General features: G+C 61.3%; 14 protein-coding genes. 8 read left to right on the top strand and 6 right to left on the bottom strand.

The window, feature by feature from the left end; all coding sequences use genetic code 11:
* Positions 1–94 precede the first annotated feature (94 nt).
* Together coaD and AACY08_RS12180 are read left to right on the top strand one after the other, a co-directional pair.
* Positions 95–574, top strand: a complete 480-nt coding sequence (gene coaD / locus AACY08_RS12185; RefSeq protein ID WP_049711086.1) for a pantetheine-phosphate adenylyltransferase — start codon at positions 95–97, stop codon at positions 572–574.
* A 102-nt stretch (positions 575–676) separates the two neighbouring features.
* Complete coding sequence (locus AACY08_RS12180) at positions 677–928, top strand: YfhL family 4Fe-4S dicluster ferredoxin (RefSeq protein ID WP_003195146.1); 252 nt, start codon at positions 677–679, stop codon at positions 926–928.
* Positions 929–1,049: 121 nt separating this feature from the next.
* Here the strand turns inward: AACY08_RS12180 and mutM are convergent, their stop codons facing one another.
* Together mutM and AACY08_RS12170 are read right to left on the bottom strand one after the other, a co-directional pair.
* Positions 1,050–1,862: a bifunctional DNA-formamidopyrimidine glycosylase/DNA-(apurinic or apyrimidinic site) lyase gene (mutM, locus tag AACY08_RS12175; protein ID WP_339415239.1), complete on the bottom strand. Its 813-nt coding sequence runs from the start codon at positions 1,860–1,862 to the stop codon at positions 1,050–1,052.
* 21 nt (positions 1,863–1,883) lie between these two features.
* Positions 1,884–2,696, bottom strand: a complete 813-nt coding sequence (locus AACY08_RS12170) for an HDOD domain-containing protein (RefSeq protein WP_339415455.1) — start codon at positions 2,694–2,696, stop codon at positions 1,884–1,886.
* Positions 2,697–2,963: 267 nt separating this feature from the next.
* Here AACY08_RS12170 and AACY08_RS12165 point away from each other — a divergent pair, with 267 nt between their 5' ends.
* From AACY08_RS12165 to ilvD, 3 genes are all read left to right on the top strand, one after another.
* A complete protein-coding gene (locus AACY08_RS12165) occupies positions 2,964–4,160 on the top strand; it encodes a class I SAM-dependent rRNA methyltransferase (RefSeq protein WP_049711083.1) in 1,197 nt (398 codons plus the stop codon).
* 125 nt (positions 4,161–4,285) lie between these two features.
* Positions 4,286–5,476 (top strand): MFS transporter, encoded by a 1,191-nt coding sequence (locus tag AACY08_RS12160; RefSeq protein ID WP_339469644.1) that lies wholly within the window; start codon positions 4,286–4,288, stop codon positions 5,474–5,476.
* Positions 5,477–5,701: 225 nt separating this feature from the next.
* Complete coding sequence (gene ilvD, locus AACY08_RS12155; protein WP_339415237.1) at positions 5,702–7,543, top strand: dihydroxy-acid dehydratase; 1,842 nt, start codon at positions 5,702–5,704, stop codon at positions 7,541–7,543.
* 121 nt (positions 7,544–7,664) lie between these two features.
* On the opposite strand, the gene AACY08_RS12150 is transcribed toward ilvD, so the two are convergent.
* Positions 7,665–8,723 carry a haloacid dehalogenase-like hydrolase gene (locus tag AACY08_RS12150; RefSeq protein WP_339469642.1) on the bottom strand — a complete coding sequence of 353 codons (1,059 nt, stop codon included), beginning with the start codon at positions 8,721–8,723 and terminating at the stop codon, positions 7,665–7,667.
* Positions 8,724–8,965: 242 nt separating this feature from the next.
* Between AACY08_RS12150 and AACY08_RS12145 the strand changes: the two genes are divergently transcribed.
* Entirely contained in the window at positions 8,966–10,357 is a 1,392-nt protein-coding gene (locus tag AACY08_RS12145; protein WP_339415235.1) for an L-cystine transporter, read from the top strand.
* 102 nt (positions 10,358–10,459) lie between these two features.
* Here AACY08_RS12145 and AACY08_RS12140 read toward each other — a convergent pair whose 3' ends face one another.
* Positions 10,460–10,972, bottom strand: coding sequence for a dihydrofolate reductase (locus tag AACY08_RS12140; protein ID WP_339469640.1), 513 nt, complete (start codon positions 10,970–10,972; stop codon positions 10,460–10,462).
* A gap of 69 nt (positions 10,973–11,041) precedes the next feature.
* Here AACY08_RS12140 and AACY08_RS12135 point away from each other — a divergent pair, with 69 nt between their 5' ends.
* A complete protein-coding gene (locus AACY08_RS12135; RefSeq protein WP_339469638.1) occupies positions 11,042–12,421 on the top strand; it encodes a DUF2868 domain-containing protein in 1,380 nt (459 codons plus the stop codon).
* Positions 12,414–13,781 carry a DUF3482 domain-containing protein gene (locus AACY08_RS12130; protein WP_339469636.1) on the top strand — a complete coding sequence of 456 codons (1,368 nt, stop codon included), beginning with the start codon at positions 12,414–12,416 and terminating at the stop codon, positions 13,779–13,781. The genes AACY08_RS12135 and AACY08_RS12130 overlap by 8 nt, the downstream gene beginning before the upstream one ends.
* Here AACY08_RS12130 and AACY08_RS12125 read toward each other — a convergent pair.
* Positions 13,778–14,332 (bottom strand): phosphonate degradation HD-domain oxygenase, encoded by a 555-nt coding sequence (locus tag AACY08_RS12125; protein WP_339469634.1) that lies wholly within the window; start codon positions 14,330–14,332, stop codon positions 13,778–13,780. The two genes, AACY08_RS12130 and AACY08_RS12125, sit on opposite strands and share 4 nt — an antisense overlap.
* Positions 14,332–15,465 (bottom strand): TIGR03364 family FAD-dependent oxidoreductase, encoded by a 1,134-nt coding sequence (locus AACY08_RS12120; protein ID WP_339469632.1) that lies wholly within the window; start codon positions 15,463–15,465, stop codon positions 14,332–14,334. The genes AACY08_RS12125 and AACY08_RS12120 overlap by 1 nt, the downstream gene beginning before the upstream one ends.
* Positions 15,466–15,523: the final 58 nt, after the last annotated feature.

Below are 15,523 nucleotides of genomic sequence, written 5' to 3'. Positions count from 1 at the left end.
CGATAAGCGGCATGTATCTACATAAGTCGACTTGGCCGACCGGGATGGCTGCGATACCATCCGGTTCCCCAACGGACTCCGCCAGGACGACGCGATGAACCGAGTGTTGTACCCAGGTACCTTCGACCCGATTACCAAAGGCCATGGCGATCTGGTCGAACGCGCCTCACGCTTGTTCGACCATGTGATCATCGCGGTCGCGGCCAGCCCCAAGAAAAACCCGCTGTTTCCCCTGGAACAGCGCGTGGAGCTGGCGCGTGAGGTCACCAAACACCTGCCCAACGTGGAAGTGGTGGGGTTTGCCACTCTGCTGGCGCACTTCGCCAAAGAGCAGAACGCCAATGTGTTCCTGCGTGGCCTGCGCGCGGTGTCGGACTTCGAATATGAATTCCAATTGGCTAACATGAACCGCCAATTGGCGCCGGACGTGGAAAGCCTGTTCCTCACGCCGTCTGAACGTTATTCGTTCATTTCCTCGACGTTGGTCCGTGAAATTGCGGCTTTGGGCGGCGATATCACCAAGTTCGTGCACCCGGCCGTGGCCGATGCGCTGACACTGCGCTTCAAGAAGTAAGACCGCTTAATCGGCGCCTGCTCGCACTGCGGGCGCCAATGCGGCACAATTGCGCGCATTAGTTTTCAGATGCCTTGGCTGACAGCCCTGGCAGGAGTTTCCATGTCCCTGATCATCACCGACGATTGCATCAACTGCGACGTCTGCGAACCCGAGTGCCCGAACGCCGCGATTTCCCAAGGCGAGGAGATCTACGTGATCGACCCTAACCTGTGCACCCAGTGTGTCGGCCACTATGACGAGCCTCAGTGCCAGCAAGTGTGCCCTGTAGATTGCATTCCGCTGGATGAAGCCCATCCGGAGACGGAAGAGCAGTTGATGGAGAAGTACCGGAAGATTACCGGTAAGGCTTGAGTTTTTTCAGGGCCTGTAAGGGCCTCATCGCAAACAAGCCAGCGCCCACATTGGATTTGTGAGCACATTCAAAGGTGGGCGCTGGCTTGCCTGCGATGGCGATTTCAGCCATCACACAGGTTCAGCGCTGACACTTAGGGCAAAACACACTCGCCCGCTGCCCCAGCACCACATTGCGCAACTCAGTCCCGCACACCTTGCATGCCTCGCCGCTCCGGCCATAAACGAACAATTCCTGCTGGAAATACCCCGGCTGCCCGTCACCTCCGATAAAGTCCCGCAGCGTCGTACCACCGCGCTCGATAGCGGCGGCCAGGATGCGCTTGATCTCAATCGCCAACTTCAGATAACGCGCCCGCGAAATACCTCCGGCCTCGCGACGCGGATCAATGCCCGCCGCAAACAGCGCTTCCGTCGCGTAAATATTGCCCACACCCACCACCACTGCGTTGTCCATGATGAACGGTTTCACCGCCATCGACCGTCCACGGGACAGTTGAAACAAGCGATCACCATCAAACAGGTCCGTCAGCGGCTCTGGCCCCAGGCGAATCAACAGCTCATGGTTGTGCGGGTCCTGGCTCCACAGCATCGCGCCGAAACGCCGCGGGTCGGTGTATCGCAGGGCCAGGCCGGATTCGAGCTCGATATCCACATGCTCATGCTTGGCGGCCGGCATGCCGACTTCCACCAGGCGCAGGTTGCCCGACATGCCCAGGTGGCTAATCAACGTGCCCACTTCGGCATTGATCAACAGGTACTTGGCCCGCCGCTCCACCAGCACGATGCGCTGCCCGGACAGGCGCACATCAAGGTCTTCCGGAATCGGCCAGCGCAAGCGCCGTTCACGCACCACCACGCGGCTGACGCGCTGGCCTTCCAGGTGCGGTGCAATGCCGCGCCGGGTGGTTTCGACTTCTGGTAACTCGGGCATGTGTACCTCGTGAAGGAAGGGTCAGTGCGCGCCCAGCTCGCGGATCGACAACTTCATGCTCTCGAAGTCGTAGTCCGACAGCCCCACGTAGTCCAGCACCAGGTGGCCGATAGTATTCCACTCATGGTCGATGGTCTGATTGCCCAGCACGCGGCAGGAGGAGCAGACGTGCTCGGCCATTTTCAGGATCGCCAGCAAGTTTTTAAGCTGCGGATTACGCGACGACTCATCACTGAAGATCGCCAAGGCGTTGTGGTGATTGGCGATGGCGTCGGTCACATGCTCCGGCAGGCGCCAGGACTTGGCGGTGTAGTAACCCACCACCGCATGGTTGGTGTTGAACGCGTTGTTCTCGGTGTCGACCACACGGCAATCGGGCCCCGCATTGGCGTAGGCCTGCTCCAGCACGGCCATGTAATTGGGGAAGCGCTTGAGCATCAGCGGCACGCCGCAATCGTGGAACAGCCCCAATGCATAGGCTTCGTCGACCGCCTGGGCGCCGGTGCGCTTGGCCAGGGTGAGGCAGGTCATGGCCACATCCTGGGCGGTGTCCCAGAAGCGGTTGAGGGTGACGATGGTGTCGTCGCTCATCTCGCCTTTGATCGACAGGGCGTTGATCAGGTTGATGATCGAACGGCTGCCCAGCAGGTTCACCGCGCGCTGGATCGAGGCGATCTTGTTACTCAGCCCGTAATAGGACGAATTGACAATCTTCAGCAGCGCGCCGGAAAGGCCCGGGTCCTGGGAGATCAACCGCGCGATCACCTCCAGGTCCGGGTCGGGCATGTACTGCTCCATCTGCAAATCCACCATGATCTGCGGTTGAGGCGGCACGCTGATGCCTTGCAGGGTCTGCTGGATCTGTTCGGCGGAAAGCTCTTGGGACATAAGTACATACTCCGGGCTAGGGGGCGATTCTAACCTTTATAGGAAGCTGACCGACACATCAAAACCCGGATTAAAAATGGATCAAAAGTGGGAGCGGGCTGGCTCGCGAAAGCGGTATACCAGTCGGCGGATCCAGTGCCTGACCCACCGCTTTCGCGAGCAAGCCCGCTCCCACACAAGGTATACTCCCGCTCTTTTTTCCGGAGCGACGTCATGTCCCTGCCAAGCCTGCGCCTCAAACCCAACGCCGATCGCCGTTTGCGCAACGGCCACCTGTGGGTCTACAGCAACGAAATCGACGTGGCGGCCACCCCACTTCACGGCTTCCAGGCAGGCGACCAGGCTATCCTGGAAGCAGCCGGCGGCAAGACCCTGGGCATCGTGGCCATGAGCCCGAACAACCTGATCTGCGCCCGCCTGCTGTCGCGCGACATCAAGTTGCCTTTGGACAAGTCGCTGCTGGTGCACCGGATCAACGTGGCGCTGTCACTGCGTGATCGCCTGTTCGACAAGCCGTTCTACCGCCTGGTGTACGGCGATTCCGACCTGCTGCCGGGCCTGGTAGTTGACCGTTTCGGCGACATCCTGGTGGTGCAGATCGCATCGGCGACCATGGAAGCGCATAAGGAAGACGTGATCGCTGCGCTGACCCAAGTGCTCAAGCCGAGCGGCATTCTGTTCAAGAACGACTCAGCCGCACGCGACGCCGAAGGCCTCAACCGCTACGTCGAGACCGTATTCGGTCTGGTGCCTGAATGGGTCGCCCTGGAAGAAAACGGCGTGAAATTCGAAGCCCCGGTGATCCAGGGCCAGAAAACCGGCTGGTTCTACGACCACCGTATGAACCGCGCCCGCCTGGCCCCGTACGCCAAAGGCAAGCGCGTGCTCGACCTCTACAGCTACATCGGCGGCTGGGGCGTGCAAGCTGCGGCTTTCGGCGCCAGTGAAGTGTTCTGCGTCGACGCCTCCGCCTTCGCCCTCGACGGCGTGGAGCGCAACGCCGCGCTGAACGGTGTTGCCGAGAAGATGACTTGCATTGAAGGCGACGTGTTCGAAGCCCTCAAAGAGCTGAAAGCCAGCGAAGAACGCTTCGACGTGATCGTCGCCGACCCTCCGGCCTTCATCAAACGCAAAAAAGACATGAAAAACGGCGAAGGCGCCTACCGCCGCCTCAACGAGCAAGCCATGCGCCTGCTCAGCAAGGACGGCATCCTGGTCAGCGCCTCGTGCTCCATGCACCTGCCGGAAGACGACCTGCAAAACATCCTGCTGACCAGCGCCCGTCACCTGGATCGCAATATCCAGATGCTGGAACGCGGCGGCCAGGGCCCGGATCATCCGGTGCACCCGGCGATTGTTGAGACCCGGTATATCAAGAGCATTACGTGCCGGTTGTTGCCCAATAGCTGATGCTATTGACCTGTAGGGACTTCCGGGTTCCTACAGGTTTTAAGGAAGTTTCGTCCCGCACCAGACTTTGACTTTCCTCCCCACAGGCTCGACTCTCCCCTTCCTCACGGAATCGAGGCTCGCTCATGTCGGCTGCTATCACGCTCGCTGAAAAACCATTCATTGTTTTCTGGCTGATGACCATGACCCTGCTGGGCGTCTTCCCTCTTGACGTCGTGCTGCCTTCCTTTCCCGCTTTGGCGGAACACTTCCACACATCGACAACCCATATCGCGCGATCAGTCAGCCTGTTCGCCATTGGCTTTTCATGCTCAATGCTGTTGATCGGCCCGTTGTCCGACAAGATCGGCCGCAAGAAGCTGCTACTGGCCAGCATGGTCGTGGCGATCATCGGTGCCGCCGGGTGCTTGACCGCCAGCAACACCCCCCAATTCCTGTTCTTTCGCGTCATCCAAGCCATGGGCTGCGGCGGCTTCATATTGTCCCAGGCGTTGGTGCAGGACCTTTTTTTCGGCAGAGAACAAGAGCGTTTGCGCATAGCAATGGTCACGGCCGGAGGAATCTTCATTTCGATTTCGCCGTTGCTGGGCGCGTGGCTGCAACTGCATTGGGGCTGGCAAGCCAGCTTCTACGTGTTCATAGCCCTCTGTACAGCATCCTTGATCATGGCTCACCGGTTACTCCATGGCGGCATGCCTCAAACGGCCGCGAGCCAATACAGTATTTTCAAGGCCTATGCCAAGGTCTTCGCCAACAGCCATTTCGTCAGCTATGCCACGATCTCCGCGATTACCTTCGCCTGCCACTTCTCGTTCATCGTTGTTTCACCGCTCATATTCATGGACCAACTGAAACTGTCACCCCATGAGTACTCACTGACCTTACTCCTCTATGGCGCCGCTTACGTATTGGGCGGCGTCTGTGCAGGCTTCCTGCACAAACGCCTGCCTGCTGCGACTCAGATGGCCATAGGGCTGGTGCTGATCGCGATCTCTGGGCTGGTCATGCTACTTCTGGCCTATCAGTTCGGCTTATCAACGCTGACCGTACTGGTGCCCATGCTGCTCTGCACGGCGGGCACGACCATCACCCGACCCATTTCCAACTCCAGGGCCATGAGCTTGTTTCCAGACAGTGCGGGGACGGCGGCATCAGCCGTAGCAGCAGTGTTATTCATCGCCGGCGGTCTTATCAGTGCATTCATCAGCACCTTTACTCACCAGCTAAGCACTGCGCTTGGCCTGTGCTTTCTAATTCTGAGCATCGTCGCACTGGCGTTGAACGCATGGGTGCGGCGCCACCCGCACGTCCCGTAGCCGCCATCTTCACGGTTGCAGCCATTCCCTCCAGCCGCCAGCGGTGTAGAATCGGCCTATTCATCGCCAGTCATCCCCCGGCGGGTTTATGAGCTCAAGGCCCAAGCAAGCGGCGATCCCGCGACGCGAGTGGCAACTTTTGGACACACGGCCATTTTCTGAGTGTTCCAGACGTCAATAGAAGCTCACTCCCCTTTGATACCGATTAGCCGCCCGGAGTGCTCCATGCCAGATTACCGCTCGAAAACATCCACCCATGGCCGCAACATGGCCGGCGCGCGCGCACTGTGGCGTGCCACGGGGATGAAAGATGACGACTTCAAGAAGCCGATCATCGCGATTGCCAACTCATTCACTCAGTTCGTACCCGGCCACGTCCACCTCAAGGACCTAGGCCAACTGGTCGCCCGCGAGATCGAGCGCGCTGGCGGCGTAGCCAAGGAATTCAACACCATCGCCGTGGACGACGGCATCGCCATGGGCCACGACGGCATGCTGTATTCCCTGCCGAGCCGCGAGATCATCGCCGACTCCGTGGAATACATGGTCAACGCTCACTGCGCCGACGCCATCGTGTGCATCTCCAACTGTGACAAGATCACCCCCGGCATGCTGATGGCCTCCCTGCGCCTGAACATCCCGGTGATCTTCGTTTCCGGCGGCCCGATGGAAGCCGGCAAGACCAAGCTCGCCTCCCACGGCCTCGACCTGGTCGACGCCATGGTGATCGCCGCCGATTCCAGCGCTTCTGACGAGAAGGTTGCGGAATACGAGCGCAGCGCTTGCCCAACGTGCGGTTCGTGCTCCGGCATGTTCACCGCCAACTCGATGAACTGCCTGGTGGAAGCCTTGGGCCTGGCCTTGCCGGGCAACGGTTCGACACTGGCCACCCACAGCGACCGCGAGCAGCTGTTCCTGCAGGCCGGCCGCACCATCGTCGAGCTGTGCAAGCGTTACTACCACGACAACGATGAATCGGTGTTGCCGCGCAATATCGCTAACTTCAAGGCGTTCGAAAACGCCATGACCCTGGACATCGCCATGGGCGGTTCCACCAATACCATCCTGCACTTGCTGGCTGCGGCCCAGGAAGCCGAGATCGATTTCGACCTGCGCGACATCGACCGTCTGTCCCGTCATGTGCCGCAGCTGTGCAAAGTCGCGCCGAACATCCAGAAGTACCACATGGAAGACGTGCACCGCGCCGGCGGGATCTTCTCGATCCTCGGCTCCCTGGCCCGTGGCGGCCTGCTGCACACCGACCTGCCAACCGTGCACAGCAAGACGCTCGCCGAAGGCATCGCCAAATGGGACATCACCCAGACTGACGATGAAGCGGTGCTTCACTTCTTCAAGGCAGGCCCAGCGGGCATCCCGACGCAAACCGCGTTCAGCCAGTCGACCCGTTGGGACACCCTGGATGACGACCGTGAAAACGGCTGCATCCGCAGTGTCGAGCACGCCTACTCCCAGGAAGGCGGCCTGGCCGTGCTGTACGGCAACATCGCCCTCGACGGTTGCGTGGTGAAAACCGCCGGTGTGGATGAATCCATCCACGTCTTCGAAGGTCGCGCCAAGATCTACGAGAGCCAGGACAGCTCGGTTCGCGGCATCCTCGCCGACGAAGTGAAGGAAGGCGACATCGTGATCATCCGCTACGAAGGCCCGAAAGGCGGCCCGGGTATGCAGGAGATGCTGTACCCGACGTCCTACCTGAAATCCAAAGGCCTGGGCAAAGCCTGCGCCCTGCTGACCGACGGTCGGTTCTCTGGCGGTACTTCGGGCCTGTCCATCGGCCACGCTTCGCCAGAAGCTGCTGCCGGTGGCGCGATTGGCTTGGTGCAGGATGGCGACAAGGTGCTGATCGACATCCCGAACCGTTCGATCAACCTGTTGATCAGCGATGAAGAACTGGCGGCACGCCGGGTCGAGCAGGACAAGAAAGGCTGGAAGCCGGTGGAGAAGCGTCCGCGCAAAGTCACCACCGCGTTGAAGGCGTATGCGTTGTTGGCGACCAGCGCCGACAAGGGCGCTGTGCGTAACAAAGCGATGCTCGACGGCCTGTAAGCTTCGCGCATAAAAATGCCCCGCCCCAGTGCGGGGCATTTTTTTGCCCAGAACAACTCTCGAAAACAATGGAGATCAAAATGTGGGAGTAGGCCTGCTCGCGAAGGCAGGCAACTCGGTCTTACTGAATCTCTTCAGGCTTAACAATCACCCAGTTCTTGTCCGCCGTCACCGGCAACCCTTCCTTGGCCTGCGCCGCCGCATGCTTGGCCATCATGCCGTTCAGCTGGGTCATGTACTTGTCCTTGCGGTTGATCCACAAGTGAATCCCCCCCTTGGCCACGTCCACATCGTGGAACAGCATGTAGCCATCGCTGGTCGGGGTGTCGCCGCCCACCAGCACTGGCTTTTTCCACTCGTCGATGTAGGTAAGAATAGCCGCATGCTTACCGGCCATCCAGGTGGCCGGGGTCCACAGGTAGGGGGTCAGCTCCAGGCCGAGGTTGGCCTTCTCGTCATATTTACCGGCGCTGATCTGTTTGCGCGCGGTGGTCAGCTCGCCGGTCTTGCGGTCCTTGAGCAGGGTGGTCACGCCGATGACGTTCTCGGGTTTGACGTTGTAGCCGTACTTCGGATCGGCGGCAACCATGCGCACCAGCTCTTCCGAAGCGGCGGTCATTACGTACACCGCGATCCCGTTCTCCATCAGCTTGTTGTACAGCTCGGCCTGGCCGGTGAAGATTTTCGGCGGTTGCACTTCGGACTTTTTCACCACGTCGCCTTCAAAATAGCTGACGGGTACGGGCTTGCCGGAGGCCATCAGCTCATCGACCTGCACCTTGAGCTCCTTGAGGGTAAAACCCGAGAACACCTGGGCGACCCACGGGTAGCAGACCATGTCGTCCACTTCGCAAAGGCGATAGTAGTAACTGAACAGGCTTTCCTTATGGTCGGCGGTGTCTTTGAACGGCATCAGTTTGAGCGATGGATCAAGGCTGTCACGGGTGATCAGCCCCTTGTTTTCCATGTAGGGCAGCAGGGACTCTTCGAGGTCGTAGCGGTAGCTGGTGTTGTCCATGTCGAACACCGCGAAATTACCCTTGTTGGCGTTGGCGGCGATCATTTCATTCAGTTGCTTGGCCGCCGGAGCTGGCCAGTGCTTCAGCTCGGTGGCGGCGAACGCCTGGCTGACGAGTCCGAGGCAAAATGCAGCGGCGATTAATTTCGGCACGAACTTCATAGGCGTTGTCTCCCTGAGTGAAAGACATCGACACTAACAAATCCCTGTGACAGTTCCCACTTCGAGCACGACCGTGCGCGTACTGATCCCGTCACACTTTTGCGCCTGAGCGGCAAATGCTTATTCCAAAAACGACACCGGCCATTCCATATCGGTATTAAATCAATATATTTCAAGCTGTTAGGCTTCCCGGTTCGTAATCGCAGGCTCACGCGATTGGCTGCCTTCTCAACGGAGCTCTAATGAATCTGCCCCTGATTCTCAACTTACTGGTGTTCGTGGCCCTGTTGCTGGGCCTGGCACAAACCCGTCGTACACACTGGAGCCTCGCCAAGAAGGTGTTGCTTGCCCTGGTGTTAGGCGTGGCGTTCGGTGTCGCGCTGCACAGCATTTACGGCGCCGGCAACCCGGTGCTCAGAACCTCCATCGGCTGGTTCGACCTGGTCGGCAACGGCTACGTGCAACTGCTGCAAATGATCGTGATTCCGCTGGTGTTCGCCTCGATCCTCAGCGCCGTGGCGCGCCTGCACAATGCCTCGTCCCTGGGAAAGATCAGCTTTCTGACCATTGGCACGCTGCTGTTCACCACCGCAATTGCCGCGCTGATTGGTATTGGCCTCACCAACCTGTTCGGCCTTAGCGCCGAAGGCCTGGTGGCCGGCACCCAGGAAATGGCGCGCCTGCAAGTGATCCAGAGCGATTACGCCGGCAAGGTCGCCGACCTGAATATCCCGCAACTGTTGTTGTCATTCGTGCCGGCCAACCCGTTCGCTGACCTAGCGCGCGCCAAGCCAACGTCGATTATCAGCGTGGTGATTTTCGCTGCCTTCCTGGGGGTTGCCGCGCTGCAGTTGCTCAAGGATGACGTGGAAAAAGGCCAGAAAGTACTCAACGCCATCGACACCCTGCAAGCCTGGGTGATGCGCCTGGTGCGCCTGGTGATGAAGCTGACGCCCTATGGCGTCTTGGCGCTGATGACCAAAGTGGTCGCCGGCTCCAACCTTCAAGACATCATCAAGCTCGGCAGTTTTGTGGTGGTGTCGTACCTGGCCCTGGGCCTGATGTTCGTGGTGCACGGCGTGCTGCTGTCCCTGGCAGGGATCAATCCGCTGCGTTTCTTCCGCAAAGTCTGGCCGGTGCTGACGTTTGCCTTCACCAGCCGCTCCAGCGCGGCGTCGATCCCGTTGAGCATTGAAGCGCAGACCCGTCGCCTGGGCATTCCGCAATCCATCGCCGGATTCGCGGCCTCGTTCGGCGCGACTATTGGCCAGAACGGTTGCGCGGGGCTTTACCCTGCCATGTTGGCCGTGATGGTCGCCCCAACCGTGGGCATCAACCCGCTGGACCCGCTGTGGATCGCGACGCTGGTGGCGATTGTGACCTTAAGTTCGGCAGGTGTTGCAGGCGTGGGCGGCGGGGCGACCTTTGCCGCGCTGATCGTACTGCCGGCCATGGGTTTGCCGGTATCACTGGTGGCGCTGCTGATTTCCGTGGAGCCGCTGATCGACATGGGCCGCACGGCGTTGAACGTGAACGGTTCGATGACGGCGGGGGCGATTACCAGCCAGATCATGGGGCAGACGGATAAAGAGTTGCTGAATGCGGATGAGCATGCGGAGTTAGCGCAGGTTTAGCAGGGCCTGTCAGACCGCCTTCGCGAGCAAGCCCGCACATTTTGACCGCATTCTCATGTTGGAACTCGGTCAAATGCGGGAGTGGGCTTGCCCGCGAAGCGCTTAGGCTTTTTCCCAGACTTCGAAGTTATACGCCGGCTTATCATCCTCAGCCGCGTTCTCGACATTCGACACCAGCTTCCACTTACCCGCATCAAACGCCGGAAACCAAGCATCCCCTTCCGGGCTCAACGCCACCCGCGTCAGATAAAGACGATCCGCCTGCTCCAGCCCCTGCGCATACAACTGCGCACCGCCGATCAGCATCAGCTCATCCACGCCGTGCGCCAGCGCCCACGCCTCAGCGCGCTCCACCGCAGCCTCCAGTGACGGAAAGACTTCCGCACCTTCAAGCACCAGATCGGTCTGACGGCTAACCACTAGGTTCAAGCGCCCCGGCAACGGTCGGCCCAGGGAGTCCCAGGTCTTGCGCCCCATGATGATCGGCTTGCCCAAGGTGGTGGCCTTGAAATATTTGAAATCCCCCGGCAAATGCCAGGGCATGCTGTTGTCGACGCCGATCACGCGGTTTTCACCGAGGGCTGCGATCAGGCTTAAAGGGAGAGTTTTTTTCATGGCGACGAGAATACCAGAGGCGCAGGCCAGCGGTTATGCTCCACGTTCACTTGCTCAACAGGAAGGCGCGTGACTGCACTGAACCCCCTGCACACACTCTGGCTGACAGAAACCGTGCGCCTGCGCGAAGAACACGCAGGCAACCTGGAAGACCTGGAAGCCAACCGCTTGGCCCGCACGGCAGGTGGCGACTTGCCGACGCGCATCCAACAGCGCGCCCTGCACCTGGCCGAGCGTGATGGCCTGACCGCCGCTCTCACGCGCTGGCTGCAAGGCGCGCGTCTGGCGTTGGTGCTGCTCGCGATCGTCGCCGTGATCAGTGGCGCCGGCCTGGCCTTGGCGGCCATGGGCAACGGCCTGACCCCGGTGAATGTATTCTGGGCCTTGGGCAGCCTGCTTGGTTTGAACCTCATCCTGTTGCTCAGTTGGGCCCTGGGCCTGCTGTTTGCTGGCGAACACAGCGCCAGCCTTGGGCGCCTGTGGTTGTGGCTCAGCGAAAAGCTCGCGCGTGATGCCAAGGCTACACAGCTGGCGCCAGCGCTGTTGCTGCTGCTGCAGCGCCAGAAACTCAATCGCTGGGCCGTCGGTGTGCTGGTCAACAGCCTGTGGTTGTTGGCGTTGCTCAGCGCCATGGTGATTCTTCTTACGCTACTTGCCACCCGCCGTTACGGCTTCGTGTGGGAAACCACCATTCTTGGCGCCGACACCTTCGTCGCCGTCACCCAGGCCCTCGGCACCTTGCCGGCTATGCTGGGCTTCAACGTACCGACCGTCGACATGATCCGCGCCAGCGGCGATGCTGCGCTGAATATCGAAAGCGCCCGCCAAGCCTGGGCCGCCTGGCTGGTGGGCGTGCTGCTGGTGTATGGCCTGCTGCCGCGCTTGGTCCTCGCCCTGCTGTGCCTGTGGCGCTGGAAACGCGGGCGCGCCACCCTGCGCCTGGACCTCAACCTGCCCGGCTACAGCCAACTGCGCGAACGCCTGATGCCGAGCAGCGAGCGCCTTGGGGTCAACGATGCCGCGCCGGAACAACTGCACCACGTCACGGGCGGCGTCAGCGAACTGGAAAGCGACGGCGCCCTGCTGGTGGCCATCGAACTGGACGATCAACAGCCGTGGCCCCCCACACTGCCGGCCAGCGTGAAAAACGCCGGCATTCTGGACAGCCGCGAATCGCGTAACAAGCTGCTGGAGCAGCTCACGCGCTTCCCTCCTGCACGCCTGGCCATCGCTTGCGACCCGCGCCGCTCGCCGGACCGTGGCAGCCTCGCGCTGATCGCCGAACTCGCGCGCAGCGCCACCGCCACCCGCGTCTGGCTGCTGCAAGCACCGCCCGGCCAGGCGCTGGACGCCGAGCGCCTGGGCGACTGGCACGCCGCACTGCAACAACTTGAACTGCCCTTCGCCGACTGCGCGCCGCTGAACTGGCTGGAGACCGGTCATGACTAAACCGCTGAAACTCGCTGTGGTCGGCCACACCAACGTCGGCAAGACCTCGCTGCTGCGCACCCTGACCCGTGATGTCGGCTTCGGCGAAGTCTCCCATCGCCCCAGCACCACGCGGCATGTCGAAGGGGCGCGCTTGTCGGTGAATGGCGAAGCCTTGCTGGAGCTTTACGACACGCCCGGCCTGGAAGATGCCATCGCACTGCTCGACTACCTGGAGCGGCTGGATCGCCCCGGTGAACGCCTCGACGGCCCGGCGCGTCTGGCACGGTTTCTCGAAGGCAGTGAAGCCCGCCAGCGTTTCGAACAGGAAGCCAAGGTGATGCGCCAACTGCTGGCCTCGGACGCCGGTTTGTATGTGATTGACGCCCGCGAGCCGGTTCTGGCCAAGTACCGCGACGAACTGCAAGTGCTAGCCAGTTGCGGCAAACCATTGCTACCGGTACTCAACTTCGTCAGCAGCAGCGACCACCGCGAGCCGGACTGGCGTGACGCCCTGGCGCGCCTCGGCCTGCATGCGCTGGTGCGTTTCGACAGCGTCGCGCCACCGGAAGACGGCGAACGGCGGCTGTATGAAAGCCTCGCGCTGCTGCTGGAAAGTGCGCGGCCGCAACTGGAGCGGTTGATTCTTGATCAACAGGCGCAACGCCAGGCACGCCAGCAAAGCGCCGCGCGATTGATCGCCGAGCTGCTGATCGACTGTGCCGCGTGCCGACGCAGCGTGGTGACTGAAGATGAGCCGCAAGCCATCGGTGATCTGCGCAAAGCCGTGCGTCAACGTGAGCAAAAATGCGTGGAAGCGTTGCTCAGGCTGTTCGGCTTCCGCCCCCAGGACGCCGCCGCCAGCGACTTGCCGCTGCTGGATGGCCGCTGGGGCGATGACCTGTTCAACCCGGAAACCCTCAAGCAGCTCGGCGTGCGCGTCGGCGGCGGGATCGCCGCAGGCGCGGCGGCGGGTGCAGGCGTGGATTTACTGGTGGGTGGGTTAACACTAGGCGCCGCCGCACTGGCCGGTGCAATTGCTGGTGGTGCACTGCAAACCGCACGCAGCTACGGCAGCCGCCTGCTGGGCAAGATCAAGGGCCAGCGTGAGCTGACCGTCGACGACGCCGTGCTGCGCCTGCTCGCCCTGCGCCAACGCCAATTGCTCAAGGCCCTGAACCTGCGTGGCCATGCGGCGATGCACAGCATCAAGGTCGACACGCCCCAGGACAAAACCTGGCGCGAGGGAAAACTACCGGACGCGTTGCATAAGGCCCGCGCGCACCCGCAATGGTCGTCCCTCAACCCTCATGCCAGGTTGAGCCAGGCCGAGCGCCAGGAACAGGTCGAAGCCCTGGCCCAGCGCCTCGACGAGACCTAAGCCGCCAGCACCTTGCGCGCCTTGGCCCTGAGCACGTCAAGGTCGAGTATCGGCACGTGCATTTCCTTTGCCTGTTCGTCCCAATAGCGCATGCGCAGACTCACCGCGCAGAGCGGGTCTTGCTCGAAAACGCAGGCTTGTTCCGCATTCATCACACCGCCCTGATAGTCCAACGTTCGGCGGCTGGCTTCGCTCAAACGGGCGTAATAGTCCGGCTGGCTGAAGGTCAGGTAACGCTTGGCCTGCACGTGATACTCCACCAACTTGGCCATACGCTCGCTGAACCCTGCACGGCGCAGATAATCCGCCCCCAAACGCTCATGGCTGACCACGCCATAACCGCCCATGTTTTCACCGCCCAGGCCACAGATATGCCCGATATCGTGGAAAAATGCCGCCAGTACCACTTCGTCATCAAAGCCTTCGGCCATGGCCAGTTGCGCGGCCTGGGACATGTGTTCGATCTGCGACACCGGCTCGCCGATGTAATCCGCCGTGCCGCGTGTCTCGTACAGGCCGAACACTTCGGCAATCGCCTGCTCCGGGCTCATCACGCTGCGCCCCACACTGCAGTGATATTTCGCTCAGCCATCGCTGGCCCCACGCTCATGCCGACGCCGGTATGCATCAACGCCGCGCTGACGCCCGGCGCCGCGGGCAGGAACGAGAACGGCGCCGGGCCTCGCGAGCCGTACACACCCTGCCACCGTTCTACCACCCGGATCTTGCAACCCAGGGTCTGTTCGGCCAGTTCGATCATCCAGTCATCGACCTGCTCGGCATTGAACGGCGATGCATCGCTGCCGTAGTCATGGGAGTCGCCGATGATCAGCTCGCCATGGGGCGTCGGGCTGATCAGCAGGTGAATACCGTGTTCATGCAGGTGCGGTGCCTCACGCAGGATCTGCGCCTGCACCGGCGCGGCTTCCGGCAGATCGGCGAATGCGCCGTAGTGCACGCAACTCAGGCCGGTGAGCAACGCGTGTTGCAGGTTCAGATTCACGGCTGGCCGCGCGCGCAGCATTTGCAAGCGGCAGGTACTCGGGTTGAGTTGGGCCATCGCTTCGGCCAGCAAGGTTTGGTAGTCGTGGCCGGAGCACACGATGATCTGCTCACCGCGAAAGCTCCCCGCCGTGCTGTTCAACTGGCCCGGTTCGACGTCGCGAACCAGGGTGGAGAAATAAAACTCCACGTTCAGTTCCTGCGCCAGGTAATTGATCAGCGCCGGGATCGCTTCACGGGAATACAGTTGCTGATCGTCCTTGCCATGCAGCGCGGCGCGGTGATGGCGGAACTGGCCGCCATATAAATCGTTGATTGCCGCGCCTTGCAGCAGTTCGACGTTGTAGCCGTATTCTTGGGCGCGTCCGGCGCAGAAGGCTTCCAGCAGATGCTCTTCGGCTTGGGTGCGGGCGAACAGGTATGAACCGTTGCGCTTGAGCTGCAGCCCGGCCACTTGGGCCCAATGGGCCCAGATGTCGCGGCTCTCCCGCGCCAGGTCGAGCATCGGTCCAGGTGGTTGACCGGTGACCAGGGCCTGGCCGAAGTTGCGGACCGAGGCGCCGAGCGGCGTGGCGCTGCGTTCGAAGACCTTGACCTTGAGGCCGCGCCTGGCGGCCGCATAAGCGTGGGACAGGCCGAGGATGCCGGCGCCGATGATCAGCAGGTCGCTGTGGTGTGTCATTGAATGATGTCCTGAATTAGAGACCGCTATCGCAGGCAAGCCTGCGATGAGGCCATCA

This window comes from Pseudomonas sp. EL_65y_Pfl1_R83 (assembly GCF_963970695.1).
GTDB classification, from domain to species: domain Bacteria; phylum Pseudomonadota; class Gammaproteobacteria; order Pseudomonadales; family Pseudomonadaceae; genus Aquipseudomonas; species Aquipseudomonas tritici.
Note: the sequence above shows the minus strand (reverse complement) of the source record. Positions and strands in the feature narration are given on the sequence as shown.

Bases quoted from the DNA above. Each gene is read 5' to 3' on its own strand.
- AACY08_RS12125 (WP_339469634.1), bottom strand. From the start codon at position 14,332: ATGAGCCCGGAGCAGGCGATTGCCGAAGTGTTCGGCCTGTACGAGACA.
- AACY08_RS12140 (WP_339469640.1), bottom strand. From the start codon at position 10,972: ATGAAAAAAACTCTCCCTTTAAGCCTGATCGCAGCCCTCGGTGAAAAC.
- AACY08_RS12150 (WP_339469642.1), bottom strand. From the start codon at position 8,723: ATGAAGTTCGTGCCGAAATTAATCGCCGCTGCATTTTGCCTCGGACTC.
- AACY08_RS12160 (WP_339469644.1), top strand. From the start codon at position 4,286: ATGTCGGCTGCTATCACGCTCGCTGAAAAACCATTCATTGTTTTCTGG.
- mutM (WP_339415239.1), bottom strand. From the start codon at position 1,862: ATGCCCGAGTTACCAGAAGTCGAAACCACCCGGCGCGGCATTGCACCG.
- ilvD (WP_339415237.1), top strand. From the start codon at position 5,702: ATGCCAGATTACCGCTCGAAAACATCCACCCATGGCCGCAACATGGCC.
- AACY08_RS12120 (WP_339469632.1), bottom strand. From the start codon at position 15,465: ATGACACACCACAGCGACCTGCTGATCATCGGCGCCGGCATCCTCGGC.
- AACY08_RS12130 (WP_339469636.1), top strand. From the start codon at position 12,414: ATGACTAAACCGCTGAAACTCGCTGTGGTCGGCCACACCAACGTCGGC.
- AACY08_RS12145 (WP_339415235.1), top strand. From the start codon at position 8,966: ATGAATCTGCCCCTGATTCTCAACTTACTGGTGTTCGTGGCCCTGTTG.
- AACY08_RS12165 (WP_049711083.1), top strand. From the start codon at position 2,964: ATGTCCCTGCCAAGCCTGCGCCTCAAACCCAACGCCGATCGCCGTTTG.
- AACY08_RS12180 (WP_003195146.1), top strand. From the start codon at position 677: ATGTCCCTGATCATCACCGACGATTGCATCAACTGCGACGTCTGCGAA.
- coaD (WP_049711086.1), top strand. From the start codon at position 95: ATGAACCGAGTGTTGTACCCAGGTACCTTCGACCCGATTACCAAAGGC.